A 26,823-nucleotide genomic window follows, 5' to 3' on the forward strand; every position below is an offset into this window, starting at 1 on the left:
AGGATTTACCGGGGCCGGTTAACGGAAGTCAAACCCACGGTGAACTCTTCGTTCAGCACGTCGACCACGTCGACACGTCCTTCGTCCTCAACGACCGAAAGCGAACGGTGGAAACCGCAGCCCTCATCGTCGTGCTTGTCATCGCGCTGGCACTCTTCTTCGACTTCACCAACGGCTTCCACGACACGGCGAACGCCATGGCGACGCCGATCGCGACGGGCGCCCTGAAGCCCAAGACCGCCGTCCTGCTCGCCGCGGTCCTGAACCTCGTCGGCGCGTTCCTGTCCACGGAGGTCTCGAAGACCATCTCCGGCGGCATCATCCGCGAGGACGCGATCCTCGACGCGGGGGCCGATCTGTTCCTGTCGCTGATCTTCGCGGGACTCATCGGCGCGATCACCTGGAACATGCTGACCTGGCTGCTCGGGCTTCCCTCGAGCTCCTCGCACGCCCTCTTCGGCGGCCTCATCGGTGCCACGCTCGTCGGTGCCGGGATGGGTGGGATCGACTTCGGGGCCGTGCTGTCCAAGATCGTGCTGCCCGCGCTCATCGCGCCCGTCACCGCGGGGATCATCGCGTTCGCGGCGACCAAGATCGCGTACTCGGTGACCCGTCGCTATGACGGCAAGCCCGACGGTCGCGACGGGTTCCGCTGGGGACAGATCTTCACCTCCTCGCTCGTCGCGCTCGCACACGGCACGAACGACGCGCAGAAGACGATGGGCGTGATCACCCTCGCGATGATCACGATCGGCTGGCAGTCGGGTGCTCACCACGAGCCCGAGCTGTGGGTCATCATCGCCTGTGCATTCACGATCGCGCTCGGCACCTACCTCGGCGGATGGCGCATCATCCGCACCCTCGGCAAGGGCCTGACCGATGTCAAGCCCGCTCAGGGTTTCGCGGCGGAGAGCTCCACGGCAGCGACGATCCTCGCGTCGAGCGCTCTCGGCTTCGCCCTCTCGACGACGCAGGTCGCCTCCGGCTCGGTCATCGGCTCCGGTCTGGGGCGCCGCGGTTCCACGGTGCGCTGGCGGACCGCCGGCCGTATCGGCGTCGGCTGGCTGCTCACCCTTCCGGCGGCGGGCGGCGTCGGTGCGCTGGCTGCACTGCTGGTCGTGTGGCTCGGGAACTGGGGCGTGGCGATCGACGCCGTGCTGGCCCTGGCGATCATCCTCGGCCTCTTCATGCGCTCGCGCCGGAATGCCGTGACGCCGGCGAACGCCATGAGCGACGTCGCCGCGTCGGGCAGGGCGATCGAGCTTCCGGACACGCCCCCGCCCACGCGCCGACAGCTGCGCATCGAGCAGGCGAAGGCGGAGGCCAAAGCCCGCGCCGAGGCCCGCGAGAAAGTGAAGGCCCAGGCCAAGAAGGACGCGAAGGCGAAGGCCGAGAAGAAGGCTCAGGCCAAGGCGGGAGCCAAGGCGTCGAAGTCGTCGACGGGCGTGCCCGCTGAGCGGAACGGGGACTCGGAATGAACGTCGTGATCGACTGGCTCGCCTTCCTCCAGGTCTTCGTCGCGGCTCTCGTCGGAGCTGCTGCGATCGTCACGTTCTACGCCCTCGGGCTCCGACTGCTCGTGCGCAGCGGACATGCCCCCGTGGTGAGTCCGGCGGAGTTCACGGACGCGATCACCGTGATCACCGAGAAGGAGCTCAAGCGCGCCGAGAAGCAGGCGGCGAAGGCGGCTCGCAAGAGCCCGCTCACCGAGGGGCAGAAGAAGCTCGCCCTCGTGGGTGCGTACGCGTGCTTCGCGCTGTGCGCGGCGGCGGTCGTCGCCGGCATCCTGATGCTCGTGGTGGGGCACTGACGACGGCATCGTCCGCCGACGCCTGAGTCGGATGCGCAGCCCCCGGCGGAACGTCGCGGCGGACGCCTAGGCTGATGCCATGTCCGCAGGAAACGCTCCCTCGTACGTCTTCGGTCGTCATCGGCCCGCCTCGCACGTGCTCATCCATGTGAGCGACCCGCACTTCCTCGCGGGCGGCGCGCTCCTGGGCGGTCACTACGACGTCGAGGAGAACTTCTCCCGGACGCTGGAGGCGATCCGCGCGGTGCACCCGCATCCGGCGGCGATCGTGATCACGGGCGACCTCGCCGACCTGGGGGAGCCGGACGCCTATCGTCGGCTCCGCGCCGCGGTCGAGCCGGTCGCCGAAGAACTCGGGGCACCGGTGGTGTGGGTCGCCGGGAATCACGATGAGCGCCCGGCGCTGCGCGCCGAGCTGTGGGACCTGGCTCCGACGGAGGAACCCGTCACCGGGGTCTGGGACCTCGACGGCCTCCGACTCGTCGCCCTGGACACGAGCGTGCCCGGCTGGCACCACGGCGATCTCGACGACGGGCAGTTGACATGGCTGGCCGGCATCCTGTCCGAGCCGGCGCCGCACGGCACCCTCCTCGCGATGCATCACCCGCCGCTGCCCAGTCATCTCCGGCTCTTCGACATCCTGGAGCTGCGCCATCAGGATGAGCTCGCCGAGGTGATCCGCGGGACCGATGTCCGCGGGATCCTCGCGGGTCACCTGCACTACTCCTCGAACGGCACGTTCGCCGGAGTGCCGGTGAGCGTCGCGTCGGCCACCTGCTACACGATGAACGTCGCGCGGCCCTCCGCGGAGGTGAACGGCATGGACGCTGCTCAGGCCTTCCAGCTGGTGCACGTCTACCCTGACACGATCACGCACACGGTGGTTCCGGTGGTCGACGCCCCCACCGGCGACTTCTTCTCGGAGGAGTGGCTGGAGCGCATGGCGATGCTCACCCCGGAGGCGCGACTCGAGGCCTTCTCCCGCAAACCCGGACGGTGACCGGCGTAGACTGGGGACATCCCCCACCCTTCTCACCCGCCACGACCCACGAGGATGTGACATGGCTTCTGCCGCGCCTACCCTGACCCGCACCGAGACCGATTCGCTCGGGAGCATGGAGATTCCCGCCGACGCGTACTGGGGGATCCACACCGCCCGCGCCGATGCGAACTTCCCGATCACGAAGCGGCCCATCTCGGTGTATCCCGACCTCGTCGTGGGCCTCGCGATGGTCAAGCAGGCGAGCGCCAGGGCGAACCGCGAGATCGGCGTGCTGGACCCGGAACGGGCCGACCTGATCGACCGTGCCGCGCAACGCGTCATCGACGGCGAGTTCCACGAGCAGTTCACGGTCGGCGTCATCCAGGGTGGGGCCGGAACCTCGACCAACATGAACGCGAACGAGGTCATCACCAACATCGCGCTCGAGATGGCCGGCCGCGAGAAGGGCGACTACGCCTTCCTCTCGCCGATCGACCACACCAACCGCAGCCAGTCGACGAACGACGTCTATCCGACCGCAGTGAAGATCGGTCTGTCCCTGACGCTGCGTTCGCTGCTCGAGGAGCTCGATCTGCTGCGTCTGTCGTTCCTCGGCAAGTCGCGCGAGTTCCACGACGTGCTCAAGGTCGGACGCACCCAGCTGCAGGACGCCGTGCCGATGACGCTCGGGCAGGAGTTCAACGGCTTCGCCACGACCCTCGGCTACGACCACACGCGCCTCACCGAGAACGCCTCGCTGATGTTCGAGATCAACATGGGCGCCACGGCGATCGGCACGGGCATCACCACGCACCCCGGCTATGCTCCCGCCGTGCTCAAGCACCTGCGCGAGATCACCGGACTCGACCTGCGCACGGCGGGAGACCTCGTCGAGGCGACCAGCGACACCGGATCGTTCATGTCGTTCTCCTCGACGCTCAAGCGCAACGCGATGAAGCTGTCGAAGATCTGCAACGACCTCCGGCTGCTGTCGTCCGGTCCGCAGGCGGGTCTCGGCGAGATCAACCTCCCGGCTATGCAGGCGGGGTCGAGCATCATGCCGGGCAAGGTCAACCCGGTCATCCCGGAGGTCGTGAACCAGGTGGCGTTCGCCGTCGCCGGCGCCGACATGACCGTGACGATGGCGGCAGAGGCCGGTCAGCTGCAGCTGAACGCCTTCGAGCCGGTCATCGCGCACTCGATCTTCCAGTCGATCACCTGGATGCGTCAGGCGATGTGGACCCTGCGCGTCAACTGCGTCGACGGCATCACCGCCAACCGTGACCGCCTCGGGGCGATGGTGGGCGCATCCGTCGGCGTGATCACCGCGCTGACGCCGTTCATCGGCTACGCGGCCGCCGCCGCTCTCGCCAAGACGGCTCTGCTCACGAACCGGAGCGTCGCCGACCTCGTGGTCGAGGCGGGGCTGATGTCGCGCGACGAGGTCACCAAGCAGCTGTCACCGGCGCGCCTGTCCGGGCTGGAGACCATCACCGCCGCCATCCCCGTGGTCACGCCCGAGGACCTCATCGAGATCTGACCGGGGGAGACGAGAAGGGGGACGGATGCTTCGGCATCCGTCCCCCCCTTCTGTCTGCGTCGTGCGTCAGTCCGTGATCCGGCAGTGCGTGGTGAGCTCGCCGATCCCGTCGATGCCGACCGTGACGGTCGAGTGATCGCGGAGGAAGATCTGCGGATCGCGTGAGTAGCCGGCACCGCCCGGGCTCCCGGTCGAGATGAGCGTGCCGGGCAGCAGGGTGAGCGACTGCGACAGGTGCGCGATCAGCTTGGCGACTGAGCGCACCATCTGGTCCGTGCTCGCGTCCTGAACGGTGTGACCGTCGACGACCGCCCAGATGTGCAGATCCTGCGGGTCGGCGATCTCATCCGCGGTCACGGCGAAGGGACCGGTGGGTGTGAAGCCGTCGAAGGACTTGCAGCGCGACCACTGCGCCTCGGAGAACTGGATGTTCCGCGCGGTGATGTCGTTGACGACGGTGTAGCCCCAGACATGCGAGAGGGCATCCGCCTCGGCGACGTCCTTGGCCGGCGTGCCGATGAGGACGCCGAGCTCGGCCTCGTAGTCGACGGCTTCGCTGAGGCTGCGCGGCCAGGACGTGGTCTGTTCGTGACCCGTCAGCGAGTTCGGCCAGAGGGTGAACACCGTCGGGGCTGCATCGGTCTTGAGCCCGAGCTCGCTCGAGTGCGCGGCGTAGTTGAGCCCGACGGCGAGAACCGCCGGGGGAGCGATCACGGCGGAAGCGAAGGACCAGTCGCCGAGCGGGTGCCGGTCCGCGGCGCCCTCGGCCACGGCGGAGCGGAGGCGCTCGAGCAGGGCGTCGCCTCCTTCGATGAGCTGCTGCAGCGTGGCAGGAGCATCGGTCACGAGGTCGGAGACGAGGATGGCGTCCGAGTCCTGCACCACGGCGAGAACCGCATGAGGGGAGTCAGGACGGCGCAGATGAGCGAACCGCATGCTTCTACGCTACCGGGTGGCGGGCGGTGAGCGGTTGGAGGACTCGGCCATACCCGTGCGGGCTCTGTTGTGCCGCCTAAGCTGTGGCTATGACTTTCGGAGGACCGCCCCCGCAGCAGCCGTCGCCGTACACGCCGCCGCCCGCGTCGCTTCAGGCCTCCCCGCCCGCGTACACGGCCGCGCCGTCGCCGACGTTCCCGACGGCACCGGCCCCCGCGACGGGCTACGCCTCCTCGCTCGCGCAGCCGACGCCGTACACACCGCCGGCACCGGTGGCTCCGGCCCCGGCGCCCTCGCTGCCCGCGCTGCCTGTCCCGACCAGGAAGGGCCGAACGGTCTCGCTGTGGCTGTTCGGGGTGCTGGGGTTCCTGCTGATCGCCCTCGTCGGCTATTTCGTGTGGGCACTCGGATCGGTGGCCTCGATCGTGGGACTGGTGCTCGCCCTGATCCCGCTGACCATCGTCTTCCTGGGCGTCCGCCTGATCGACCGCTGGGAACCGGAACCCAAGCGGCTCATCGCCTTCGCCATCGCATGGGGCGCGGTCGCCGCGGTGGGGCTCACCCTACTCGTGGACACCGCGCTGACCCTGCTGTTCGACATCCGCTCGGAGGAGTTCAGCGCCGTCGTGCAGGCCCCGATCGTGGAGGAGTTCTGGAAGGGGCTCGGCGTCTTCCTCATCTTCCTGCTCGCACGGCGGGCTTTCGACGGTCCGGTCGACGGCATCGTGTACGGAGCACTCGTGGGCGCGGGGTTCGCCTTCACCGAGAACATCCAGTACTTCGGCCTGAGTCTGATCGAGGGCGGCGGGGAGCAGCTCACGGTCACGTTCGTCGTCCGGGGGCTCCTGTCGCCGTTCGCGCACGCCATGTTCACGGCGATGACGGGTTTCGCGATCGGGCTCGTCGCCCGGCGGCACGGTTCTGCGGGGTCGGCTTTCGGGGCCGGGGCCGTGGGACTGATCGGGGCGATCCTGCTGCACGCGCTGTGGAACGGATCCGCCACGTTCGCGGACTTCTTCGGGCTCTATTTCACACTGCAGGTGCCGCTCTTCGTCGGATTCATCCTCGGCATCGTCGCCCTGCGACGGGAAGAGGCGAGACTCACCAGGGCACGACTGAGCGACTACGCGGCCGCCGGCTGGTTCACACCGGAGGAGGTCACGATGCTCGCGACTCCGGCGGGACGCAAGGTGGGCCTGGCGTGGGCCGCGCAGCTCCGGGGCGACCGGCGCCGGCTGATGCGTGCGTTCATCAAGGACGCGACGGAGCTCGCGTCCGTCCGACAGCGCGCGATCACCGGGCGTGACCCGCTGGCGGTGGACGACGAGCGGGCGCTGCTGATCCGCACGCGCGCTACGAGAGCGGCGCTGCTGGCCTACTGAGAGGTCCGTCCGGCAAGACTCAGCGCCCGGTGCTGCGGCGATGCCTGCGAGTCTCCCGGGCGCTGAGTTGATCTGTAATCAGGGTGCACCCGCCCGCTCGTGGGTGTCAAGAGCTTCTTCGACGGCGCAGGCCGGCGGTCGCCGGGGTGTTCGCTGTGAGCAGGTGCGTTCGCGTTGACCCGTTCCGGCGTGCTCGGGTTTGATGGAGGCATGACTGATCGCACAAAGCCTGAGTTCGATGCCCCCAGCGGCCCCGCTCCCGAGGAGCTCGTCATCCGCGACATCATCGAGGGTGATGGCGCCGAGGCGAAGCCCGGCGACACCGTCACCGTCCACTACGCCGGTGTCGAGTTCGACTCCGGCGAGGAGTTCGATTCGTCGTGGGGACGCGGCGAGACGATCCAGTTCCCGCTGCGCGGACTGATCCAGGGCTGGCAGGACGGCATCCCTGGCATGAAGGTCGGCGGCCGTCGTGAGCTCACCATCCCGCCGCACCTCGCATACGGACCCGCCGGCGGCGGACACTTCCTCTCCGGCAAGACGCTGATCTTCATCATCGATCTGGTGGCTGTCGGCTGAACCGAACCCCATCACGAGGCGCTCCTCTTCCCGTGAGAGGGGCGCCTCTGTCGTCCCGCGCAGAATATTGCTCGGCGCGGGAATACATGCGAATGAATGTAAGTTGTCACAGGGGTCGCGACCTTCGCGGCCCCTGTCCCTTTGCCGCCGCAGCGGCTGATCTCTCCGAAGGAGAACCCATGACCAGCATCGACATCCCCGGCTACCGTCCCGGCACCTGGGTCCTCGACCCTGCGCACAGCGAGGTCACGTTCAGCGTCCGTCACATGATGATCTCGAAGGTGCGCGGCACGTTCGGCGTGAAGAGCGCGACGCTGATCGCCCCCGAGAACCCGCTCGACGCCAAGGTCGAGGCGAGCGTCGACGTGACCTCGGTCGACACCAAGGACGAGGGGCGCGATGCCCACCTGCGCTCGGCCGACTTCTTCGACACCGAGAACTTCCCCACGATGGAGTTCGTCTCCACGGGAGCGCGCGCCGAGAAGGGCGAGCTCTTCGTCGACGGCGACCTGACGATCCGCGGCATCACGAAGCCAGTGACCTTCGAACTCGACTTCGGCGGCTTCGGCAGCGACCCGTGGGGCAACTACAAGGCCGGCGCCTCGGCGAAGACCGTGATCAACCGTGAGGACTTCGGCCTCACCTGGAACGCGGCGCTCGAGACCGGCGGCGTGCTCGTGGGCAAGGACGTCACGATCAGCCTCGACCTGCAGGGCGCCCTGCAGCAGGACTGAGCGGCAGGATCCCTCGAACCCCGGGCCCGTCAGGGCTCGGGGTTCTCTGCGTCGTAGTCGCGGAAGCGCCGGTTGCGCCGCGCGAGCAGGGCGACCAGGGAGATCACGAGGATGCCCCCGAGCAGCGGCGGGAACCACAGGGCGGTGAGGGTGGCGAGCGTGCCGGCGTAGAGTGCACCGACGCGAGGGCCGCCCGTCACCACGACGACGAAGAGTCCTTGCAGGCGACCGCGCATCGCGTCGGGCACCGCTGCCTGCATCATCGTGTTGCGGTAGATGGAGCTGACGTTGTCGGACGCCCCGGAGAGCGCGAGCGCGATGCACGCGGCGACGATCAGTCCGATGTTCGGGTCCTTCTCGCTCGCCGGTGTCGAGAACGCGCCGACCAGGAGCACCAGGCCGAACAGCAGGATGGCGGCTCCGTACGCCTCTACGGCGCGCGCGATGCCGCGCCCGTGCCAGCGGTACTGCACCACGCGCCCGGAGAGCAGGCTCGATGAGAAGGTGCCGACGGCGACCGCGGCCGTGAGGATCCCGGTGGTGAATGCGCCTCCGCCGAGGATCACGGTGCCGAGAGCAGGGAAGAGCACCAGGGGCTGGCCGAAGGTCATCGCGATGATGTCGATGATGTACTGCATCCGGATGTTGCCGGCTCGGCGCAGGAACCGCCAGCCGTCGACGAGAGAGGCGAACCCCGGCCGAACGACCTCGCCCTCGGGGCGGAGCGCGGGAAGCGTCCACAGCCCGAGGAACATCGACAGCATCAGTACGACATCGATCGTGTAGGTCCAGCCGTACCCCGTGAGCGCCACGAGGAGACCGGCGAGTGCCGGACCGGCCATGACGGTGAGGCCGAATGCCACACCGTTGAGGGCGGATGCGGCGGCGAGCATGCGGCGGGGGATGAGCCGGGGCACGATGGCGGTGCGCGTGGCCATGCCGACGGAGTTCGCTGCCGAGTTGACGATGCTCAGCGCGTAGAGCCACCAGATCGTCTCGGTGCCGGTCCACGTGAGGGTGGCGAGCAGGGCCGTCGAGGCGAACGTCACGGTCGCGGCGATCAGGGCGACGCGTCTGCGATCGAAGGCGTCGGCGAGCATGCCGCCGTAGAGCCCGGCGAGGATCATCGGGAGAAGGCCGGCGACCGCGATCATCGAGACGGCGAACGTGCTCCCGGTGAGCACGAACACGTGGAGCATGACGGTGACGATCGTCAGCTGGCCGCCGATGCCGGCGAGCGTGGAGCCGATCCACATGCGAGCGAAGGCGGGACTCGCCTTCAGCGGAGTGAGGTCGATCAGATGGCCGCGTCGGGTGCTCACCGGTCGATCTTCTTCTGCACATCCCGAGCCTAGTCGACCCATGCGAGGGCGAGACGGCACTGGTGTCCCGCCACGCGCGATTCGGCTGGTAGACTCGTCAGGTTGCCGTTCGATCGGCCGCGGATAAAGAGAGCTCACGCATCAGGCGTCGGGCGCCGCGCAACAAGCAGAGAGGGGATCGAATCTATGGCACTGGAAGCAGACGTCAAGAAGGCGATCATCGAAGAGTACGCGACGCACCCCGGTGACACCGGATCCCCCGAGGTGCAGGCCGCGATGCTGACGCAGCGCATCAAGGACCTCACCGAGCACCTGAAGGAGCACAAGCACGACCACCACTCGCGTCGTGGTCTGTTCCTGCTCGTGGGTCAGCGCCGTCGTCTGCTCGGCTACCTCCAGAGCGTCGACATCGAGCGTTACCGCTCGCTGATCGCACGCCTTGGTCTTCGCCGATAAGGCACCACGGACCCAGCGTTCAATCGCGCAGAACATTCTTGAGAAGGCCGCCCCACGGTGTGGGGCGGCCTTCGTCGTACCCGAGCGGGTAGCGATGCTGGTTGCCACCTGCCCGACTTTCCGATAGGAAAGTCGTAGGGCTTTCCACCTGGAAAGTGAGGGAGGTCGTCATGGAGCAGAAGCCGATCGAAGGTCAGGACGCTCTGGTGCCCCCGGACCCGGAGACCGCCCGGCGCTATCTCGAGACGGTGGAGGCGGTGGTGGACCGCCGCGACCGTGCCGTCGACCGACGCGCTCTCGCCCGACTGCAGATCGGCAACGCCGTGGTCATGGCGGCGTACTTCGTCGCCTTCGCGCTCGTCCTCCGGCAGGACGACGTGCTGGCGTCGCAGATCGTGCTGTTCACCCTCCTGGTCTGGGGGCAGCTGTCCACCGGGATGGCGCAGCGCACGGGCATGCAGTGGCGGATGACGCGTTCGCGGTGGCCGCTGCTGGTCGGCGGCGCAGCGATCGTCGTCGGGGCGCTCGTGGTGTTCGGGTTCGCGGCTCTGGATACGAGACTCCCCGTCGGGGTGGTGCTCATCCCGGCAGCCTTGGTGCTCGCCGGAGTGGGAGGGCACGGCGTCGTGCAGCTCAGACGGGCTGCGGGTGACCCGCGTCGTCCGCGTCCGGCTCCCCGTCCGTTGCCGCGCCGGCTTCGTTGGGGCACCGTCCTCGTCGGCGTCGCGTTCGCCGTGCTGACGATGCTCGCGGGATCGCCGGACGACGTGCTGAGGAGTGTCATCACCCTGCTCGTGATGCTGTGCCTCGTGGCGTGGATCGCGGCCTCCGCCTCCGACCTCGGTCTCCCCGCTGTCGGCGCGTCCTGGCGTTGGCCGCACCTCACTGTCTTCTTCGTCGCCGCCTGCATACCCGTGGGCATCGTCCTGGGATCCGGAGCACTCGACAACGCGGGACTCGCCGGCGTGTGCGCCGGAGTCGGCGTGATCGCGTCCTTCATGGCTGTCTCCTTCGTCGCGGGGCATGGCGAACGTGCGTGAGTCCGCCTCCGCCCCACACCCGCGCACCCGGCTGGACGACAACTTCGCCTCGCCGATCCGGTTCTCCCTCATGGCCGGACTTGGCGACGGGATGGAGCTCGACTTCTCAGCCCTGCGCGAGATGCTGCAGTGCGGCGATTCCCCCCTGAGCAAGGCGATCGCGCACCTGCAGGCCGCCGGGTATGTGGTCGCGCGCAAGGGCACGGTCGGGGGGCGCTCGCGCACCTGGGTGCGTCCGACGAAGACGGGAAGTGATGCCTTCGCCGCGCACCTTCAGGCACTCCGCGAGATCGTCGCCCTCAGCGGCGGGGCGGAACTGTGACGTCCCTCAAGCGGTCGCGCTGACGAGGTCGGGGTGATGGATCGCGGCGACATCGGGGTGCGCACGAAGCCGAGACTTGAGCGCGTTCTCGCCGTAGGTCGCATGGATCGGGTTGCCGGGATCCTCGGTGACTCCGGTCGCCTGGGCAGCGAGGTCGGCGGGGAGCTCGAGTAGCGGCAGCTGCTGATCGAGCGCGGGGTTGAAGAAGAACGGGATCGAGATGCGCTCCTCCGGTGCCCGCGGTGAGATCACACGGTGGTTCGTGGCCTTGAGGTATCCGCCGGTGGCGTATTCCAGCAGCTCGCCGATGTTGACGACGAAGGCGCCGGGCACCGGGGGAGCAGAGACCCACTCGCCGTCACGCTCGACCTGGAGTCCGCCCTTGCCGGGCTCGACCCACAGCAGCGTCAGCACACCGGAATCCTTGTGCGCTCCGACGCCCTGCTGCGGTTCCGGCTCGTCCGTGCCCGGGTACCGCACGATCTTGATCAGAGTCGACGGATCGCGGAACGGCTCGTCGAAGTAGGTCTCGTCTGCGCCGAGCGTGACAGCCCAGGCGCGAAGAAGCTTGTGCGCGATCTCGGTCAGGGTGTCGTGCCATTCCGTGACGATCTCCTTCAGCTCCGGCTGGGCTGCAGGCCAGAGGTTGGGGCCGGTGAGCCGGTTGAAGGCGGGGCCGCCGTCGACGGGTTCGCGCTCGGGGCCGATGTCGATCTGCTCGCGCCAGTCGACCTTCCCCTGCGTCCGCTCGCCACCCACTCGCGTGTACCCGCGGAAGTGCGGACTGTTCACGTTCTCGATCGCGAGCTTGTCCTCTTCGGGCAGGGCGAAGAAGTCGAGCGCCGCCTGGTGCAGGCGCGCTTCGAGGTCGGGGGAGATCCCCGTGCCGGTGAGGTAGAAGAAGCCCACGTCGTGCGTCGCGGCGCGGAGGTCGTCGCGGAAACGAGCCGCGGCGTCGGGGCCTTCGTCGAGCTGGGACAGATCCAGGATGGGGAGCGAGAGTTCAGCCATGGACCGAGGCTACGTCGGAGGAGCGACCCGGTCATGCTCTGTTGCGCTCCATTACTTCCGGTCACGGTGTTCGAGACGGAGCGATCCCGATGCTAGAGTCTCGTGAGTAAGGGCTGCCTTACCTCAGTCGCCATCAGAGAGTGTTCTTCCGTGCTCGCCACCTTCCTCATCGGGCTCCGCGAGGGTCTCGAAGCCGCGCTCGTCGTCGGCATCCTCGTCGCCTACCTGCGTCGTCTCGGGCGTCGCGACGCTCTTCCGAAGATGTGGGCCGGGGTCGGGCTCGCGATCGCCCTGGCTCTCGCCATCGGGGCCGTGCTCACGTTCGGGGCGTACGAGCTCACGTTCCAGGCGCAGGAGCTGATCGGCGGAGGGCTGTCGCTGGTCGCCGTCGCGATGGTCACCTGGATGATCTTCTGGATGCAACGGGCCGGCCGCACGATGAAGTCGACGCTGGAGGGCGGGATCGATCGCGCCCTCACGGCCGGCGGTCTCTGGGCGCTCATCGCGATCGGGTTCGTCTCGGTCGCCCGCGAGGGGATCGAGACGACGCTGCTGCTGTGGTCGATGGTGCAGTCCTTCGGCGACGCGCCCTCCGCTCTGCTGGGAGCGTTGCTCGGCCTCACCGTCGCGGTCCTGCTCGGCTGGCTGATCTCGCGCGGGGCCCTGCGCCTCGACCTCCGCCGCTTCTTCGCCTGGACCGGAGGCTTCCTCGTGATCGTCGCCGCCGGTGTCCTCGCGTACGCTCTGATGGACCTTCAGGAGGCCGGCGCGCTGCCGGGGCCGTTCACGGCCGCCGCGCCTCTCGACCCGGTCACGGGGGCGGTCGCCGTGGGGTGGGCGGCCTTCCCGTTCGGCTGGGCCTTCGACGTCTCCTCGGCGATCGCGCCCGGCGGCGCCCTCGCCTCGATCCTCCAGGCCACGGTCGGATTCATGCCGGCGATGACCTGGTTGCAGGTCGTCGCATGGGTCGTCTACATCGCCGTCGTCGGATGGCTCTACGTCCGCGGACTCCGCTCGGCGCGCTCGTCGCGGCGCGAGCAGAGGACCGCGTCCTCCTCCTCTCCCTCACTCTCACAGCAAGGAGCAGCATGATCACCTCGCACCGGGTCCTGACAGCGGTGGTGGCCGCTGGTGCCGCCGCCGTCCTCCTCAGCGGCTGCGTCGCGAAGAGCGATGCGAAAGCCGCGGCCGCCTTCGAGGTCTCCTCCACGGACGGCGACTGCGCCGTGTCCGGGTCCACCGCGAAGAGCGGGACCCTGACCTTCGACGTGACGAACGACACCGACCAGGTGTCCGAGTTCTACCTGCTCGCCGAGGACGGCCTGCGCATCGTCGGCGAGGTCGAGAACATCGCCCCTGCGGCGTCGCGCACGCTCACCGTGGTGGCGCAGCCGGGGGAGTACTTCACGCTCTGCAAGCCGGGCATGGTCGGCGAGGGCGTCGGCCGGGCCTCCTTCACCGTCACGGGCGACCGCGTCGCCGTCGACGGACCCGACGCGGAGCAGAAGCAGAAGGCTGTCGACCTCTACGGCGCGTTCGTGAAGGATCAGGTCGGACAGCTCGTCCCCGCGGTGGAGGACCTGGTCGCCGCCTACGAGTCCGGAGACGATGAGACCGCCCGCACGCTGTTCCCGCAGACCCGGGCATTCTACGAGCGCATCGAGCCGGTCGCCGAGGCGCTGGGCGACCTCGACCCTCGTATCGACTACCGCGAAGTCGATGCGGTCGCGGAGGGACTCGACTGGACCGGGTTCCACCGCATCGAGAAGGACCTCTGGGTTCCTGCGCAGGACGCCCTGAACGCCGACGGCGAGACCCCGGCCTGGCAGGACTGGGCGCCCTCGACGCCGGCAGAGCGTGCGGACTTCGGCGATCTGCTGCTCGCGGACGTGCAGGAGCTGTACGACTACGTGCACTCCGACGACTTCACGACAGCGCTCGACGACCAGGGCATCGGCGGCATCTCCAACGGCGCGATCGCGCTCCTCGACGAGGTCGCCACGGGCAAGATCTCCGGTGAGGAGGACTGGTGGTCCGGCACCGATCTGTACGACTTCGCGGCCAACGTCGAAGGCTCGAAGATGGCGTTCTCGCTCGTCCAGGACTTCGCGGCCGCCCAGGGCGACGACGGCGAGAAGCTGGTCTCCGAGATCGAGTCGGGCTACTCGGCGCTGGAAGCGTCGCTGGCGGCCCACGGCTCGCTGACCGAGGGCTTCGTCGGATATGCGGAGCTGACCGACGCGGACAAGCGCGAGTTCACGGACCTCATCAACGCGCTGGCCGAGCCGCTCTCGCAGCTCACGGGCACGGTGCTCGACTGACGGTCCGGTCACGGCGCACAGGAACGGTCGCAGAAGTGAACGAGTCGGAGGCCGACACCGCAGACGCGTCGGCGGCATCGGAGGCGGCGTCCGCCGGGGGCGGGCTGAGCAGGCGAGGGCTGCTCGGACTCGCCGTCGGTGGGGGTGTCGCCGGCCTCGCCGTCGGCATGGGGGCGGGGCTCACGGGCGGCGTCGCGCTCGGGCGGGCTCGGGCCGGCGAGGGCGCGAACCCCGTGTACGAGTTCTTCGGCGAGCACCAGGCGGGCATCACCACCCCGGTGCAGGACCATCTGCACTTCGCGAGCTTCGACATGATGCCCCGCACGGATCGCGACGACCTGATCTCCCTCCTGCAGGACTGGTCGTACGCGGCCGCGCGGATGACGCAGGGGCTCGAGGTGAGCGCGAGCGGCGCGGTGAACGGTCCCGCCGAGGCGCCTCCCGACGACACGGGGGAGGCATTGGGACTTCCCGCCGCCGGTCTGACCCTCACCATCGGGTTCGGCCCCGGACTCTTCGAGAACGAGGACGGCGACCGCTACGGCATCGCATCCAGGCGTCCGGCCGGCCTCGAACGCCTCCCGGCGTTCCTGGGAGACGACCTCGACCCGCAGGCCTCGCACGGCGACCTCTGCATCCAGGCCTGCGCCGACGATCCCCAGGTCGCTGTGCACGCGATCCGCAACCTCAGCCGTATCGCCTTCGGGCGCGCCCGGCTGCGGTGGTCTCAGCTCGGATTCGGCAAGACCTCGCGCACGACGGCGACGCAGGCCACACCCAGGAACCTCTTCGGCTTCAAGGACGGCACGGCGAACATCCTGGCCGATGACGCCGCAGCCCTCGCTGATCACGTCTGGGTGGCGGCCGACGACGAGCCCGCCTGGATGACGGGCGGCTCCTACCTCGTCGCGCGGAAGATCGCGATGCTGATCGAGACCTGGGACCGCGTGCGGCTGTCGGAGCAGGACACGATCATCGGCAGGGACAAGGGAGAGGGCGCACCGCTCTCCGGCGGAGACGAGTTCACCGCCCCGGACTTCCACGGCTCGGAGATCGACGCGAACAGTCACGTGCGTCTCGCCCATCCGGAGCAGAACGGGGGCGTGCGGATCCTCCGTCGCGGCTACAACTACGTCGACGGGAACAACGCGCTCGGACGGCTCGACGCGGGTCTGTTCTTCCTGTCCTATCAGCGCGACCCCGCGCAGTTCATCGCGCTGCAGCGACGCCTGTCGACGGACCGCATGAACGAGTACATCCGGCATGTCGGATCCGGGATCTGGGCGATCCCCGCCGGAGCCGCCCCCGGGTCGTATGTGGGAGCGGAACTCTTCGCCTGACCGTCAGGCGGCCGTCTCGTCGGCGTCTTCGAGGATGTCGACGACCGCGGCGGCGAAGGCGTCGGCGCCGAAGTGGTCGGCCGCGGTGACGGTCACCACGGCGTCGTCGAGGAGGATCAGCAGCTGGCCGTGTGCTCCGTGCAGTCGCCAGGCGCGCCCGGGGCCGCCCCAGCCTGCGAGCGCATACCGGGAGTAGCCGGGGTTCTCTCCGGCGATCACGCCGTTCCGGTGCATGCCGTCGATCCACTCTGGCGACACGAGCTGTCGACCTTCCCACATCCCTCGGTCTCGGAGGAGGAGTCCGATGCGCGCGATCTCGGTGGTGCGGAGATGCAGTCCGCCGCCTGCCTCGATGCGCCCGAGGGGGCAGCGTTCCCAGTGCGCCCCGTCGATGCCGAGCGGTCGGAAGAGACGGCGCTCGACATAGTCGCCGACGTCGCCCACGTGCGCCGCGAGGGCCGTCATGGCCGTGTAGGTGCTCGCGTTCGAGTACTGGAAGACCCGCCCCCTGGACGGGCGGCGCAGGAACTCGACAGCGAGGTCGGGCCAGTCGGTCATGAGCGTCTCCGACCACGGCAGGTCGATGCCGCTGGACATCGTCAGCAGATGGCGCAGCGTCACCTCGTCGACCCCCTCGCCGTACGCGACAGCGGGAAGCGAGGAGATCACCGGATCGTCGAACGAGATCGCACCCTCATCCGCGGCGATGGCTGCGGCCAGCACGCACACGCCCTTCGCGACCGAGTGCACATCCTCGCGCACATCCGGAGCCCAGCGGTGCTCGGCCTCGTCGGCGCCGATGCGCACGTGCAGTCCGTGGGCGTCGAATCCCGAAGCGGCCACGGTGCTGACGATGCGATCGCGCACGGCCTCGGCCGCGTTCACGACGCACGCGATTCCGGTCGCGGACGGCGCGAACCGGTCGGATCGTTCCGGCGCCCCTCGCGCGACGCGAGCTCCGGGTCCCGGAACAGCCACCGCGGTCGCGGCTCGACGAGCGGCCGGAAGAGCCACCGCACGGGCTTCGTCGCGAGCAGCAGGGCGACGACGACGGACAGGAGGGTCACCAGGGGGAGCCAGATCCAGGTGGGTTCGAGGTCCCGCAGAACGCCGCTCTCCCGGAACGGGTACAGCACGAAGGAGTGCAGGAGATAGACGTACATCGTGTACTGGCCGAACGTGGTCCACCAGTACGAGCCGCGGGGGATCAGCGCGAAGAACGCGGCGCACAGCACCACGGCGAGCAGCATCAGCGCGACACGGATCGCTCCCGCCCACCACTGCTCGCCGACCAGGTCGGAGTAGGAGTCCTCATAGAAGAGCCAGTGCCGCAGATCGACGGCCTGCCATACCGGCAGCCAGTTCCACGCCGCCCAGCCGGTCGCGGCGAAGACGGCGAGCGCGCACGCGCGGATCCACCACGGACGGAAGTCCAGCAGCCTCAGCCGGTCGACGATGCCCCGCTCGCGCAGCCACCAGCCGAGGGCGAAGAACGGCAGCAGGCCGAGCGTGCGGGAGAGCGAGAAGGTGCTGTCGACGTTGGGGAGGTACCCGGATCCGATCGAGATGATCACGGTCCACAGCAGCGGCCAGCGCAGCAGCGCGAGATAGGGCAGGACGAGCCGGAAGATGCCGAGGGCGAGCAGGAACCACAGCGTCCAGCTGGGCTGGGTGAAGTTGGGTGTGGCTTCTCCCTCGACGAGCCACTTCGTGAGGGTCCACAGCGTCTCGAAGATCACGTAGGGGAGGATGATGTCGGTGATGACCCGCGCCATCTGGGTGCGTGTGGGCGAGCCGGATTTCGAGAAGTATCCGGAGATGATCGCGAATGCCGGCATGTGGAAGGCGTACAGCGCCAGGTAGAACGCGAACGCGATGTCCGAGTCGTAGATGAGGCGCTGGATCGCATGGCCGAGGACCACCAGCACGATGCACGCGTAGCGGGCGTTGTCCCAGAAGGGCACGCGTCGTCGCCTGCGCTGAACGGATCCTGTCGTGGGCCCTGCGATGTCCGCCCCGGCACTGCTCATCGTTCGAGATTACAGGCCGGGAATAAAGTTGCTCTGAGCGCGTTGACCCATATACATTCAAATGAATAGAAACGGATGCCGAGTCATCCGGTTCGGAGAAACACGGAGCAATCATGAGCGAGCAGTCCAGCGCGCAGGCGATGCAGTTCGGCATCATGTCGGTCAGCGACATCACCCGCGACCCCACGACGGGGATCACCCCCAGCGAGCAGGAGCGCATCAAGGCGACGACGGCCATCGCCGTGCACGCGGAGGAGGTCGGCCTCGACGTCTTCGCGATCGGCGAGCACCACAACCCGCCCTTCTGGTCCTCGAGCCCCACGACCTTCCTCGCCGCCCTCGCGGCCCAGACCGAGCGTCTCATCGTCTCCACGTCGACCACCCTCATCACGACGAACGACCCCGTGCGCATCGCCGAGGAGTACGCGATGCTGCAGCACGTCTCCGACGGACGCATGGACCTCATGCTCGGCCGCGGCAACACCGGCCCCGTCTACCCGTGGTTCGGCCAGGACATCCGCCAGGGGCTTCCGCTGGCGATCGAGAACTACGCGCTCCTGCACAAGCTGTGGCGCGAAGACGTCGTGGACTGGGAGGGCAAGTTCCGCACCCCGCTCCAGGGCTTCACCTCGACCCCGCGTCCGCTCGACGGCATCGCGCCGTTCGTGTGGCACGGCTCCATCCGCACGCCCGAGATCGCCGAGCAGGCGGCCTACTACGGTGACGGGTTCTTCGCGAACAACATCTTCTGGCCGAAGGAGCACTACCAGCGCCTGATCGAGCTGTACCGGCAGCGCTTCGAGCACTACGGGCACGGCACCCGCGAGCAGGCGATCGTCGGCCTCGGCGGCCAGGTGTTCATGGCCGCGAAGTCGCAGGACGCCGTGAACCAGTTCCGCCCGTACTTCGACAACGCGCCCGTCTACGGTCACGGTCCGAGCATGGAGGACTTCACCGAGATGACCCCGCTGACGGTGGGCTCGCCGCAGCAGGTCATCGACCGGTACGCCGCGATGCGCGAGCACTACGGCGACTACCAGCGCCAGCTGTTCCTCATCGACCACGCCGGGCTGCCGCTGAAGACCGTGCTCGAGCAGCTCGACATCCTCGGCTCCGAGGTGGTGCCCGTGCTGCGCAAGGAGCTCGCGAAGGACCGGCCGGCCGCCGTGCCGGATGCCCCGACCCACGCGTCGCGCGTCAAGGCCCAGTACGGCGACGGGCCCACCCGTCAGGCGCGTCCCGGTGCGAACCGGGGCGACAACCTGACCGGCGACTCGCCGTACCAGGACACGCCAGCACCGGCGGGCGCCGCATTCGGACTCGGCCGGAAGGAGGCCTGAGATGACCACGCGTCGCATCGCCGTCGTCGCGGCGGGACTGTCGAACCCCTCATCCACGAGGATGCTCGCGGATCGGCTCGCCGCGGAGACCGTCAAGGCGCTCGGCGAACACGACATCGAGGCCACCGTCGACGTGATCGAACTGCGCGACTACGCGCACGACATCACGAACAACATGCTGACCGGTTTCGCGCCGCCGGCGCTGGAGACCGCGATCAACACGGTGGTCTCGGCCGACGCCCTCATCGCCGTGACGCCGATCTTCTCGACGAGCTACTCGGGACTGTTCAAGTCGTTCATCGACGTGCTCGACCCCGACGCCCTCACCGGCAAGCCCGTGCTCATCGGTGCGAACGCGGGGACGGCTCGGCACTCGCTCGCCATCGACTATGCGATCCGGCCCCTGTTCGCCTACCTGCACGCGGAGGCCGTCTCGACCGGTGTGTTCGCGGCCTCCAGCGACTGGGGAGGCTCCGGAGACGACGTCGCCCCGCTCGCCAAGCGCGTGGAGAAGGGCGCCAGGGAGCTGGCGGACGCGATCGCCCGCCGGGAGGTCACCGCCGTCGCCGATCCGTACGACCCGGCGACCTACCTCGGCGAAGGGCGATCCTTCGGCCACATGCTGGGTGGCCTCGCGGGGGAGTGACCCGCGCAGCACGACCGGAAGTGCCCCGCTCCTGACCCGGAGCGGGGCACTTCGTCGTCTCGCGGTCAGGCGTCGTCACCCGCGGCGGCTCCACCGGCGAGTGCGGTCGTGACCTCGTCGTCCGGGACCTCGTCGAAGCGCCGGTAGTACTGCCCCACCGCGACGAAACCGGCGGGCTGCCGCACGCACACGACCGAGTCCGCCGCCGTGATCCGTGATGCCGCATCCGGGGCACCGACGGGCGCCGCGACGACGACCGTGCCGGCGCCGAGGGCTCGGGCGACGAGGCACGCCGCCTGCGCGGTCGCTCCCGTCGCGATGCCGTCATCCACGATCAACGCGGTGCGTCCGCCCAGGGGCCGGAGCGCGTGGCCGCGTCGGAGCATCCGCACTCGGGCGTCGAGCAGGGCACGCTCCCGCTCCTCCACGGCGGCGACCTCGGAGGCGGGGATGCGCAGGGAGTGGACCAGGCGATCGTCGAGGATGCGGACCCCCGCTTCGCCGATCGCACCCATGGCCACCTCCGGCTGCCACGGAACGCCGAGCTTGCGGACGACGATGACGTCGAGGGGCGCACCGAGGCGCCGGGCGATCACGGCCGCGACAGGCACGCCACCGCGCGGGAGCCCGAGGACCACGGGTTCCGGCAGGACGGAGCCGGACAGCAGCTCTGCGAGCTGTGCCGCCGCGTCGTCGCGGTCCTCGAAGACCGCTTCAGGCCTCGTGGTCATCGCTGCGTCGTGTCGTCGGATGACGGAGGGGGATGCGGGAGCCCGAAGAAGCGGGCTCCCGCATCCGAGTGGTCAACCGCTCTTGCGTCGGAACTCGCGCCGCGTCTGCGGAGCGGCCGCACCGTGCACGGCGGAGTCGCCGTCGAGGTGGGCTTCGCCCTGCCGGTGGTGCGCGTTCTTCTTCTCGAGCGCTTCCTTGAACTTGCGCTTCATCTCCTCGGAGGAGCTGGCGCCTTCTTCGGTGCTCATGCCCCGAGCCTAGAGCACGCGTTGCGGCTGGTCACCCTCTCCTGCGGCGCACGCACAGGTCGATCAGCAGGCCCAGGCCGACAGCGCACACGATCGACACGGGCACGGCGACCAGCGGACCTCCGGGGACGACACTCGCGACGACCGCGCCCACGGCCGCCTGGTACAGCGCCCAGCCGGTCGCGGCGAGCGCGACGAGTCCGAGGTAGCGCGGCGGGTGGATGCGTGAGGCGCCAGCGACGAGATTGATGGCCAGCCGCGCGAACGGAACGAAACGGGCGGTGAACAGCACCGTGGCCGTCCCGCCGTCCAGCCGCTTCGCCGCCCAGCCGAGGGCCTGCCGCACCCGCGGGGTCCGCATCCACCGCCAGCGCTCGAGGCCGACCCGTCGTCCGATGACGTAGCAGCACGCGTCGCCGACGGACGCGGCCAGCGCCGCGCACATCACGACGCTCCACAACGGCGGCGATCCGGACGTCACGGCGAGCGCTCCGAGCGCCGTCACCGCGATCTCGCCGGGCACGACCACGAAGAAGGCGTCCCCGACGACGAGAAGGCTCATCAGACCCAGACTCCATGGAGACGTGAGCAGGTCGGTCAGCAGGTCCGTCGGCACGCGGTCCACTGTGCCCGCCGAGGGTGAACGGCAACCAACGACGGGATAGCCGGTGACCTGCTGCCCAGCATCGGGTGAACATCCGGTGCCCAGCGTCGTTTCCGGGCGGAGGCACCGCCGATCGCCGTCATCCTGGGGCTGTGAGAGTAGCGATCGTCACGGAGTCCTTCCTTCCGCACATGAACGGCGTCACCGGCTCGGTGCTGCAGATCCTCCGCCACCTCGAACATCTCGGACACGAGGCTCACGTCATCGCCCCCTCCGCGCTCGGCGCCCCTGACCAGGTCTCCGGCGCTCGGATCGAGGCGATCCCCAGCCTCCCGCTTCCCGGGTACCGCCACGTCCGGGTCGGCACCTCGAGCTCCTCCCGCATCGCCGCGTCCCTGCGCCGGTTCGACCCGGACGTCGTGCACCTCGCCTCACCGTTCGCCCTGGGGTGGCGCGGTGTCCTGGCGGCCGACTCCCTCTCCGTCGCCTCCGTGGCCGCGTACCAGACCGATGTGGCGGCCTACACCGAGCGCTACCGGATCGCGGCGACCACCGGGCTGGCGCAGACCCACATCGCCCGGCTGCACCGGCGGGCGACCCTCACCCTGGCGCCGTCCGCGGAGTCGGCGGGACAGCTCGCGGAGCTCGGGGTCGACCGGGTCAGACGCTGGGGCAGAGGAGTGGACGCCGAGCGCTTCCACCCCTCGCACCGTTCCCTCCCCCTCCGGGCCGGTTGGGGTGCCGAGATCGTGGTCGGCTACGTGGGAAGGCTCGCGCCCGAGAAGCAGGTCGAGGATCTGGCCGCGCTGCGAGACATCCCGGGGAGCCGGCTCGTCATCGTCGGCGACGGTCCGAGCAGGCCCCGCCTGGAGCGGCTGCTGCCCGACGCCCTCTTCCTCGGTCACCTCGAGGGAGCGGAGCTCGCCACAGCGATGGCCTCGTTCGATCTGTTCGTGCACCCGGGGGAGAGCGAGACCTTCGGGCAGACGCTGCAGGAGGCGCACGCCAGCGGAGTGCCCGTGGTCGCCACAGGGCGCGGCGGCCCGTTGGACCTCGTGCGGATGGGGATCGACGGCTGGCTGTACCGCCCGGGCGACCTCGAGGACCTGCGTCTGCGCGTGGCCGACCTCGCCGGCGATCAGCGCAAACGTCGCGCCTTCGGGGAAGCCGGTCGCGAGGGCGTCCAGCACCGCAGCTGGGCGAGTGTCTGCGATCAGCTCCTGGAGCACTTCGACGAGGCACGGACCCTGCACCTGTCGGACGTGCGCGCCCGCGCTCGCCGCATCGTGCGACCCGAGCCGCCACTCCCGGTCGCACCGCGGCGCTGGCATCGCTATGTCGCCCTGGGGGACTCCCTCACCGAGGGACTGTGCGACCCGGCACCCGATGGCGCGCTGCGCGGCTGGGCCGACCGTCTCGCGCTGCTCCTCGCCGCCCGAGGCGGGCTGCACTACGCGAACCTCGCCATCCGGTCGAAGCGTGTGCGAGACCTCTGCGGTGTCCAGCTCGAACGGGCGCTGGAGCTCCGCCCCGACCTGGTCTCGATCCTGATCGGAGCCAACGACCTCGTGAAGCACCGCGTCGACATCGCGGCGCTCGCCGCGGAGGTGGAGGATGCCGTCCGGAGGCTCCGGGGCACCGGCGCCGACGTCCTCCTCGTCACGCCGTTCCTCCCCGGGCGGCGGGCGGCGTCGATCTACACGCGCCGGTTCGCCGCGTTCGCCACCGCTCTCGCCGGCGTCGCCGCACGCACGGGAGCGATCCTGATCGACACCGACCTGCATCCGGAGCTGGCGGATCGACCGAACTGGGGTGAGGACCTGGTGCACCTCAGCAGCCGCGGCCACCGTTTCCTCGCGTACCGCGCGGGCGAGCTGCTCGGCGTGCCGGACGCCGACGCCCTCGGAGTGCTCGACGCCGCGCTGCACGAGCACGAGCCCGTCGGCGCCGGGGTGTGGTGGCGCCGGCACGCTCTGCCGTGGGTGTGGCGGCGGCTGCACGGTCGCACGGCCGGAGACGGACGGAACGCGAAGCACGACGATTACGTGTACCTGGGCCGATCCGCGGCGCCGCGGGGCGCGGTCGTCCGCTGAGCCGCGCCGTCGTCAGTGCGATCCCGCGCCGACGTGCTGCCACCCCGCAGCGCGCCACGCCGCCGCATCGAGAGCCCCGGAGACGTCGACGACGATGCGCCCTCGCACGAGTCCGCCCGCTCGTTCCGGCGACAGGGGAGAGCCGTCGTGGTCCCACGCGGTGACGACGAGGGCGTCCGCCTCGCGCAGGGCCTCATCGCGATCGCGCGCAGCGACGGATCTCGCGCCCCCGGTGGCCGGGGCATCGACGACAGCGCCGTACACGGCCACGTCGGCTCCCAGCCCGCGGAGGCGCGTCGCCACCTCGCTGCCGAGGGGATGAGCTGGGTCATCGGACGCGTGACCCTGCGCGAGGACGGCGATCCGTCGTCCGAAGATGCGTCCGCCGAGGGCGTCGGCGGCGAGCCGGACGACGTCGTCCCGCTGTCGGAGGCCGGTCGGGTCGAGGTCCGCGGAGTCGATCGTTGACGTTCGCATCGGCCCAGCACAGCGGATGAGCGTCACGCCGCGGCATCCGCAGGGTGAACGGCGCGTTGCCGCGGTCTGTCGGCTCGGTGATCCGCGTCGGGAGTCGGATTCCAGGTGGGCGCTGGTAGGGTGGACGGGGTCGACCTGCGTCGACTCCACAACTTCATATCGACTCATGGAGCGATCGGCGGAGAAGCTGGTCCCCTGTGGTGGGTTCCTCGGCAGGTGTCGGGTGGCTTTCTACTGGTGGCCAGCGCAGGCGAGATTCGCGGGAGTGCCCGCGCGCCCGAACCCTTCCGTTCCGCTCCTTTGAACACGCTCGCGCGTCATACGGACTCGCGAGTCTAAACAAAGAAGGAGAGACCTCTTGGAAGGTCCTGAAATCACCGCCACCGAGGCCGTTCTCGACAACGGCCGCTTCGGCACCCGCACCATCCGCTTCGAGACCGGCCGCCTCGCGCAGCAGGCTCAGGGCGCCGTCGCCGCGTACCTCGACGGCGAGACCATGCTCCTCTCGGCCACCAGCGCCGGCAAGCACCCGCGCGAGGGCTTCGACTTCTTCCCGCTGACGGTCGACGTCGAGGAGCGCTCGTACGCCGCGGGCAAGATCCCCGGCTCGTTCTTCCGCCGTGAGGGTCGTCCCTCGACCGAGGCGATCCTCGTCTGCCGTCTGATCGACCGTCCGCTGCGTCCGTCGTTCGTCGACGGGCTCCGCAACGAGGTCCAGATCGTCATCACCGTCCTCTCGATCGCTCCGGGCGAGTTCTACGACGCGCTCGCGATCAACGCCGCCTCGGCATCGACGCAGATCTCCGGTCTGCCGTTCTCGGGCCCCGTCGCCGGCGTGCGCCTCGCGTTCATCCCGGGTCACGGCCAGCACGAGGACCAGTGGGTCGCGTTCCCGACCGCGGAGCAGGTCTCCGAGGCCGTGTTCGACCTGATCGTCGCCGGTCGCGTCGTCACCAAGGCCGACGGCTCGGAAGACGTCGCCATCATGATGGTGGAGGCCGAGGCGACCGAGGGCAGCTGGAACCTGATCAAGGCCGGCGCCACCAAGCCGAGCGAAGAGATCGTGGCCCAGGGCCTCGAGGCCTCGAAGCCGTTCATCGCCCAGCTCGTCAAGGCTCAGGCCGAGCTCGCCTCGACCGCATCGAAGGAGCCGGGCGTCTACCCGGTCTTCCCCGCGTACAGCGACGAGGTCTACGACTTCGTCTCCGAGCGCGCGTTCGCCGAGCTCAGCGACGTGTACCAGATCGCCGACAAGACCGAGCGTCAGACGGCCGACGACGCGATCAAGGACCGCGTCAAGGCCGAGCTGATCGAGGCCACCGAGGCGGGTTCGCTCCCGGCCGCGGCTCCGCTCGAGTTCTCCGCCGCGTACAAGTCCGTCACGAAGAAGATCGTGCGCGGTCGCATCCTCACCGAGGGCGCTCGCATCGATGGTCGTGGCCTGGCGGACATCCGTCCGCTCGACGCCGAGGTGCAGGTCATCCCGCGCGTGCACGGCTCCGCGATCTTCCAGCGCGGCGAGACCCAGATCCTGGGCATCACGACGCTGAACATGCTCAAGATGGAGCAGCAGATCGACTCGCTGTCGCCCACGACGAGCAAGCGCTACATGCACCACTACAACTTCCCGCCCTACTCGACCGGTGAGACCGGCCGTGTCGGTTCGCCGAAGCGTCGCGAGATCGGGCACGGCTTCCTCGCCGAGCGCGCCCTCGTGCCGGTGCTGCCGAGCCGCGAGGAGTTCCCCTACGCGATCCGTCAGGTGTCCGAGGCGCTCAGCTCCAACGGCTCCACGTCGATGGGCTCCGTCTGCGCATCGACGCTGTCGCTGCTGAACGCGGGTGTGCCGCTGCGCGCTCCCGTCGCCGGCATCGCGATGGGTCTCGTCTCCGACGAGGTCGACGGTGAGACCCGCTACGCGGCGCTGACCGACATCCTGGGTGCGGAGGACGCGCTCGGCGACATGGACTTCAAGGTCGCCGGTACCAGCGAGTTCGTCACCGCCATCCAGCTCGACACGAAGCTCGACGGCATCCCGTCGTCGGTGCTCGCGGGTGCGCTGACCCAGGCCAAGGAGGCTCGTCTGACGATCCTCAACGTCCTGAACGCGGCGATCGACGCTCCCGACGAGATGGCGCCGACCGCGCCGCGCGTCATCAGCGTGCAGATCCCGGTCGACAAGATCGGCGAGCTGATCGGCCCGAAGGGCAAGACGATCAACGCGATCCAGGACGAGACCGGCGCGCAGATCTCCATCGAGGAGGACGGCACCGTCTACATCGGCGCGACCGACGGCCCCTCGGCCGAGGCCGCCCGTGCCCAGGTCAACGCGATCGCCAACCCCACCAACCCGGAGGTCGGGGAGCAGTTCCTCGGCACCGTCGTGAAGATCGCCACCTTCGGTGCGTTCGTCTCGCTCCTGCCGGGCAAGGACGGCCTGCTCCACGTCACCGAGGTGCGCAAGCTCGCCGGTGGCAAGCGCGTCGAGAACGTCGATGACGTCCTCTCGGTCGGCCAGAAGATCCTCGTGAAGATCACGAAGATCGACGACCGCGGCAAGCTGTCGCTCGAGCCCGTGCTCGACGATGCGCCCGCTGCGGACGCGGCTCCGGCGGAGGACGCCGCCGCCGAGTAATCGTCTCCCGGATCCGGAACCCGGGCCCGTCCTCGCGGATGGACCCGGGTTCCGTCGTCTTCGGTGTGACCGAATCGTTATCGGACGTTTCCGCGCCGTTCCCCGGATTGGTCGGGACGTTCGACGAAGTCGCTTACCCTCGAAGTACGCACCGGGGGGTGCAGAGTCAGCAGGTACGCAGGTCGGCACGCACCGACCGAGGCGGGGGTGAGAGAGTATGCGGTTGTTCGGCGTAGGCGCAGG

26 protein-coding genes are annotated in these 26,823 nt (G+C 69.3%); 17 read left to right on the top strand and 9 right to left on the bottom strand.

What is annotated here, in order from left to right; translation table 11 throughout:
- Positions 1-107 precede the first annotated feature (107 nt).
- The 4 genes from CSX12_RS07315 to CSX12_RS07330 all read left to right on the top strand — a co-directional run bounded on the left by CSX12_RS07315 (position 108) and on the right by CSX12_RS07330 (position 4,332).
- Positions 108-1,478: an inorganic phosphate transporter gene (locus tag CSX12_RS07315; protein WP_017203084.1), complete on the top strand. Its 1,371-nt coding sequence runs from the start codon at positions 108-110 to the stop codon at positions 1,476-1,478.
- Positions 1,475-1,810: a hypothetical protein gene (locus CSX12_RS07320; protein ID WP_017203083.1), complete on the top strand. Its 336-nt coding sequence runs from the start codon at positions 1,475-1,477 to the stop codon at positions 1,808-1,810. The genes CSX12_RS07315 and CSX12_RS07320 overlap by 4 nt, the downstream gene beginning before the upstream one ends.
- Positions 1,811-1,889: 79 nt before the next feature.
- Positions 1,890-2,810, top strand: coding sequence for a phosphodiesterase (locus tag CSX12_RS07325; protein WP_124895360.1), 921 nt, complete (start codon positions 1,890-1,892; stop codon positions 2,808-2,810).
- A gap of 61 nt (positions 2,811-2,871) precedes the next feature.
- On the top strand, positions 2,872-4,332 hold the full coding sequence (locus tag CSX12_RS07330) for an aspartate ammonia-lyase (RefSeq protein WP_124895361.1): 1,461 nt from the start codon (positions 2,872-2,874) through the stop codon (positions 4,330-4,332).
- Between the two features lie 66 nt (positions 4,333-4,398).
- On the opposite strand, the gene CSX12_RS07335 is transcribed toward CSX12_RS07330, so the two are convergent.
- Complete coding sequence (locus CSX12_RS07335; RefSeq protein ID WP_124895362.1) at positions 4,399-5,268, bottom strand: fumarylacetoacetate hydrolase family protein; 870 nt, start codon at positions 5,266-5,268, stop codon at positions 4,399-4,401.
- Between the two features lie 89 nt (positions 5,269-5,357).
- Here CSX12_RS07335 and CSX12_RS07340 point away from each other — a divergent pair, with 89 nt between their 5' ends.
- The 3 genes from CSX12_RS07340 (at position 5,358) to CSX12_RS07350 (ending at position 7,963) form a co-directional block, all read left to right on the top strand.
- Positions 5,358-6,650, top strand: coding sequence for a PrsW family intramembrane metalloprotease (locus CSX12_RS07340; RefSeq protein ID WP_225855802.1), 1,293 nt, complete (start codon positions 5,358-5,360; stop codon positions 6,648-6,650).
- 210 nt (positions 6,651-6,860) lie between these two features.
- Positions 6,861-7,229 (top strand): FKBP-type peptidyl-prolyl cis-trans isomerase, encoded by a 369-nt coding sequence (locus CSX12_RS07345; RefSeq protein ID WP_017203077.1) that lies wholly within the window; start codon positions 6,861-6,863, stop codon positions 7,227-7,229.
- Positions 7,230-7,408: 179 nt separating this feature from the next.
- Entirely contained in the window at positions 7,409-7,963 is a 555-nt protein-coding gene (locus tag CSX12_RS07350; protein ID WP_017203076.1) for a YceI family protein, read from the top strand.
- A gap of 29 nt (positions 7,964-7,992) precedes the next feature.
- Here CSX12_RS07350 and CSX12_RS07355 read toward each other — a convergent pair whose 3' ends face one another.
- Entirely contained in the window at positions 7,993-9,285 is a 1,293-nt protein-coding gene (locus tag CSX12_RS07355; RefSeq protein ID WP_124895363.1) for an MFS transporter, read from the bottom strand.
- A gap of 186 nt (positions 9,286-9,471) precedes the next feature.
- On the opposite strand from CSX12_RS07355, the gene rpsO reads away from it, so the two are divergent.
- The 3 genes from rpsO (at position 9,472) to CSX12_RS07370 (ending at position 11,103) form a co-directional block, all read left to right on the top strand.
- Positions 9,472-9,741 (top strand): 30S ribosomal protein S15, encoded by a 270-nt coding sequence (gene rpsO, locus CSX12_RS07360; protein WP_017203073.1) that lies wholly within the window; start codon positions 9,472-9,474, stop codon positions 9,739-9,741.
- 170 nt (positions 9,742-9,911) lie between these two features.
- A complete protein-coding gene (locus CSX12_RS07365; protein WP_124895364.1) occupies positions 9,912-10,781 on the top strand; it encodes a hypothetical protein in 870 nt (289 codons plus the stop codon).
- Entirely contained in the window at positions 10,765-11,103 is a 339-nt protein-coding gene (locus CSX12_RS07370; RefSeq protein ID WP_124895365.1) for a transcriptional regulator, read from the top strand. Before CSX12_RS07365 ends, CSX12_RS07370 begins: the two co-directional genes overlap by 17 nt.
- A 6-nt stretch (positions 11,104-11,109) precedes the next feature.
- Here CSX12_RS07370 and CSX12_RS07375 read toward each other — a convergent pair whose 3' ends face one another.
- Positions 11,110-12,114: a 2-oxoglutarate and iron-dependent oxygenase domain-containing protein gene (locus CSX12_RS07375; protein ID WP_124895366.1), complete on the bottom strand. Its 1,005-nt coding sequence runs from the start codon at positions 12,112-12,114 to the stop codon at positions 11,110-11,112.
- A 150-nt stretch (positions 12,115-12,264) separates the two neighbouring features.
- On the opposite strand from CSX12_RS07375, the gene efeU reads away from it, so the two are divergent.
- The 3 genes from efeU to efeB are packed head-to-tail and all read left to right on the top strand — an operon-like array spanning position 12,265 to position 15,775.
- Entirely contained in the window at positions 12,265-13,206 is a 942-nt protein-coding gene (gene efeU / locus CSX12_RS07380; protein WP_124895367.1) for an iron uptake transporter permease EfeU, read from the top strand.
- The gene (gene efeO, locus CSX12_RS07385) at positions 13,203-14,435 is read left to right on the top strand and encodes an iron uptake system protein EfeO (protein ID WP_124895368.1); all 1,233 of its coding nucleotides are present in this window, start codon (positions 13,203-13,205) and stop codon (positions 14,433-14,435) included. The genes efeU and efeO overlap by 4 nt, the downstream gene beginning before the upstream one ends.
- Before the next feature lie 35 nt (positions 14,436-14,470).
- Positions 14,471-15,775 carry an iron uptake transporter deferrochelatase/peroxidase subunit gene (gene efeB / locus CSX12_RS07390; protein WP_192576744.1) on the top strand — a complete coding sequence of 435 codons (1,305 nt, stop codon included), beginning with the start codon at positions 14,471-14,473 and terminating at the stop codon, positions 15,773-15,775.
- Positions 15,776-15,778: 3 nt separating this feature from the next.
- On the opposite strand, the gene CSX12_RS07395 is transcribed toward efeB, so the two are convergent.
- Together CSX12_RS07395 and CSX12_RS07400 are read right to left on the bottom strand one after the other, a co-directional pair.
- Complete coding sequence (locus tag CSX12_RS07395) at positions 15,779-16,660, bottom strand: serine hydrolase (RefSeq protein WP_124895369.1); 882 nt, start codon at positions 16,658-16,660, stop codon at positions 15,779-15,781.
- Entirely contained in the window at positions 16,657-17,805 is a 1,149-nt protein-coding gene (locus CSX12_RS07400; protein ID WP_124895370.1) for an acyltransferase family protein, read from the bottom strand. The genes CSX12_RS07395 and CSX12_RS07400 overlap by 4 nt, the downstream gene beginning before the upstream one ends.
- Before the next feature lie 113 nt (positions 17,806-17,918).
- Here CSX12_RS07400 and CSX12_RS07405 point away from each other — a divergent pair, with 113 nt between their 5' ends.
- Together CSX12_RS07405 and CSX12_RS07410 are read left to right on the top strand one after the other, a co-directional pair.
- Positions 17,919-19,145: an LLM class flavin-dependent oxidoreductase gene (locus tag CSX12_RS07405; RefSeq protein ID WP_017203064.1), complete on the top strand. Its 1,227-nt coding sequence runs from the start codon at positions 17,919-17,921 to the stop codon at positions 19,143-19,145.
- A 1-nt stretch (position 19,146) separates the two neighbouring features.
- Positions 19,147-19,791 carry an FMN reductase gene (locus tag CSX12_RS07410; protein ID WP_017203063.1) on the top strand — a complete coding sequence of 215 codons (645 nt, stop codon included), beginning with the start codon at positions 19,147-19,149 and terminating at the stop codon, positions 19,789-19,791.
- Between the two features lie 65 nt (positions 19,792-19,856).
- Here CSX12_RS07410 and CSX12_RS07415 read toward each other — a convergent pair whose 3' ends face one another.
- The 3 genes from CSX12_RS07415 to CSX12_RS07420 all read right to left on the bottom strand — a co-directional run bounded on the left by CSX12_RS07415 (position 19,857) and on the right by CSX12_RS07420 (position 21,333).
- Positions 19,857-20,522 carry a phosphoribosyltransferase family protein gene (locus CSX12_RS07415; protein ID WP_124895371.1) on the bottom strand — a complete coding sequence of 222 codons (666 nt, stop codon included), beginning with the start codon at positions 20,520-20,522 and terminating at the stop codon, positions 19,857-19,859.
- Positions 20,523-20,594: 72 nt separating this feature from the next.
- Positions 20,595-20,771: a DUF5302 domain-containing protein gene (locus CSX12_RS18480; protein WP_017203061.1), complete on the bottom strand. Its 177-nt coding sequence runs from the start codon at positions 20,769-20,771 to the stop codon at positions 20,595-20,597.
- Between the two features lie 31 nt (positions 20,772-20,802).
- A complete protein-coding gene (locus CSX12_RS07420; protein ID WP_241160583.1) occupies positions 20,803-21,333 on the bottom strand; it encodes a VTT domain-containing protein in 531 nt (176 codons plus the stop codon).
- 194 nt (positions 21,334-21,527) lie between these two features.
- Here CSX12_RS07420 and CSX12_RS07425 point away from each other — a divergent pair, with 194 nt between their 5' ends.
- On the top strand, positions 21,528-23,468 hold the full coding sequence (locus tag CSX12_RS07425) for a GDSL-type esterase/lipase family protein (RefSeq protein WP_124895373.1): 1,941 nt from the start codon (positions 21,528-21,530) through the stop codon (positions 23,466-23,468).
- A 12-nt stretch (positions 23,469-23,480) separates the two neighbouring features.
- Here the strand turns inward: CSX12_RS07425 and CSX12_RS07430 are convergent, their stop codons facing one another.
- Positions 23,481-23,945, bottom strand: coding sequence for a hypothetical protein (locus CSX12_RS07430; protein ID WP_124895374.1), 465 nt, complete (start codon positions 23,943-23,945; stop codon positions 23,481-23,483).
- 358 nt (positions 23,946-24,303) lie between these two features.
- Here CSX12_RS07430 and CSX12_RS07435 point away from each other — a divergent pair, with 358 nt between their 5' ends.
- Positions 24,304-26,580 carry a polyribonucleotide nucleotidyltransferase gene (locus CSX12_RS07435; RefSeq protein ID WP_124895375.1) on the top strand — a complete coding sequence of 759 codons (2,277 nt, stop codon included), beginning with the start codon at positions 24,304-24,306 and terminating at the stop codon, positions 26,578-26,580.
- The last annotated feature ends 243 nt before the right edge of the window (positions 26,581-26,823 follow it).

Source organism: Microbacterium sp. Y-01 (assembly GCF_003856715.1).
Taxonomy (GTDB): domain Bacteria; phylum Actinomycetota; class Actinomycetes; order Actinomycetales; family Microbacteriaceae; genus Microbacterium; species Microbacterium algeriense.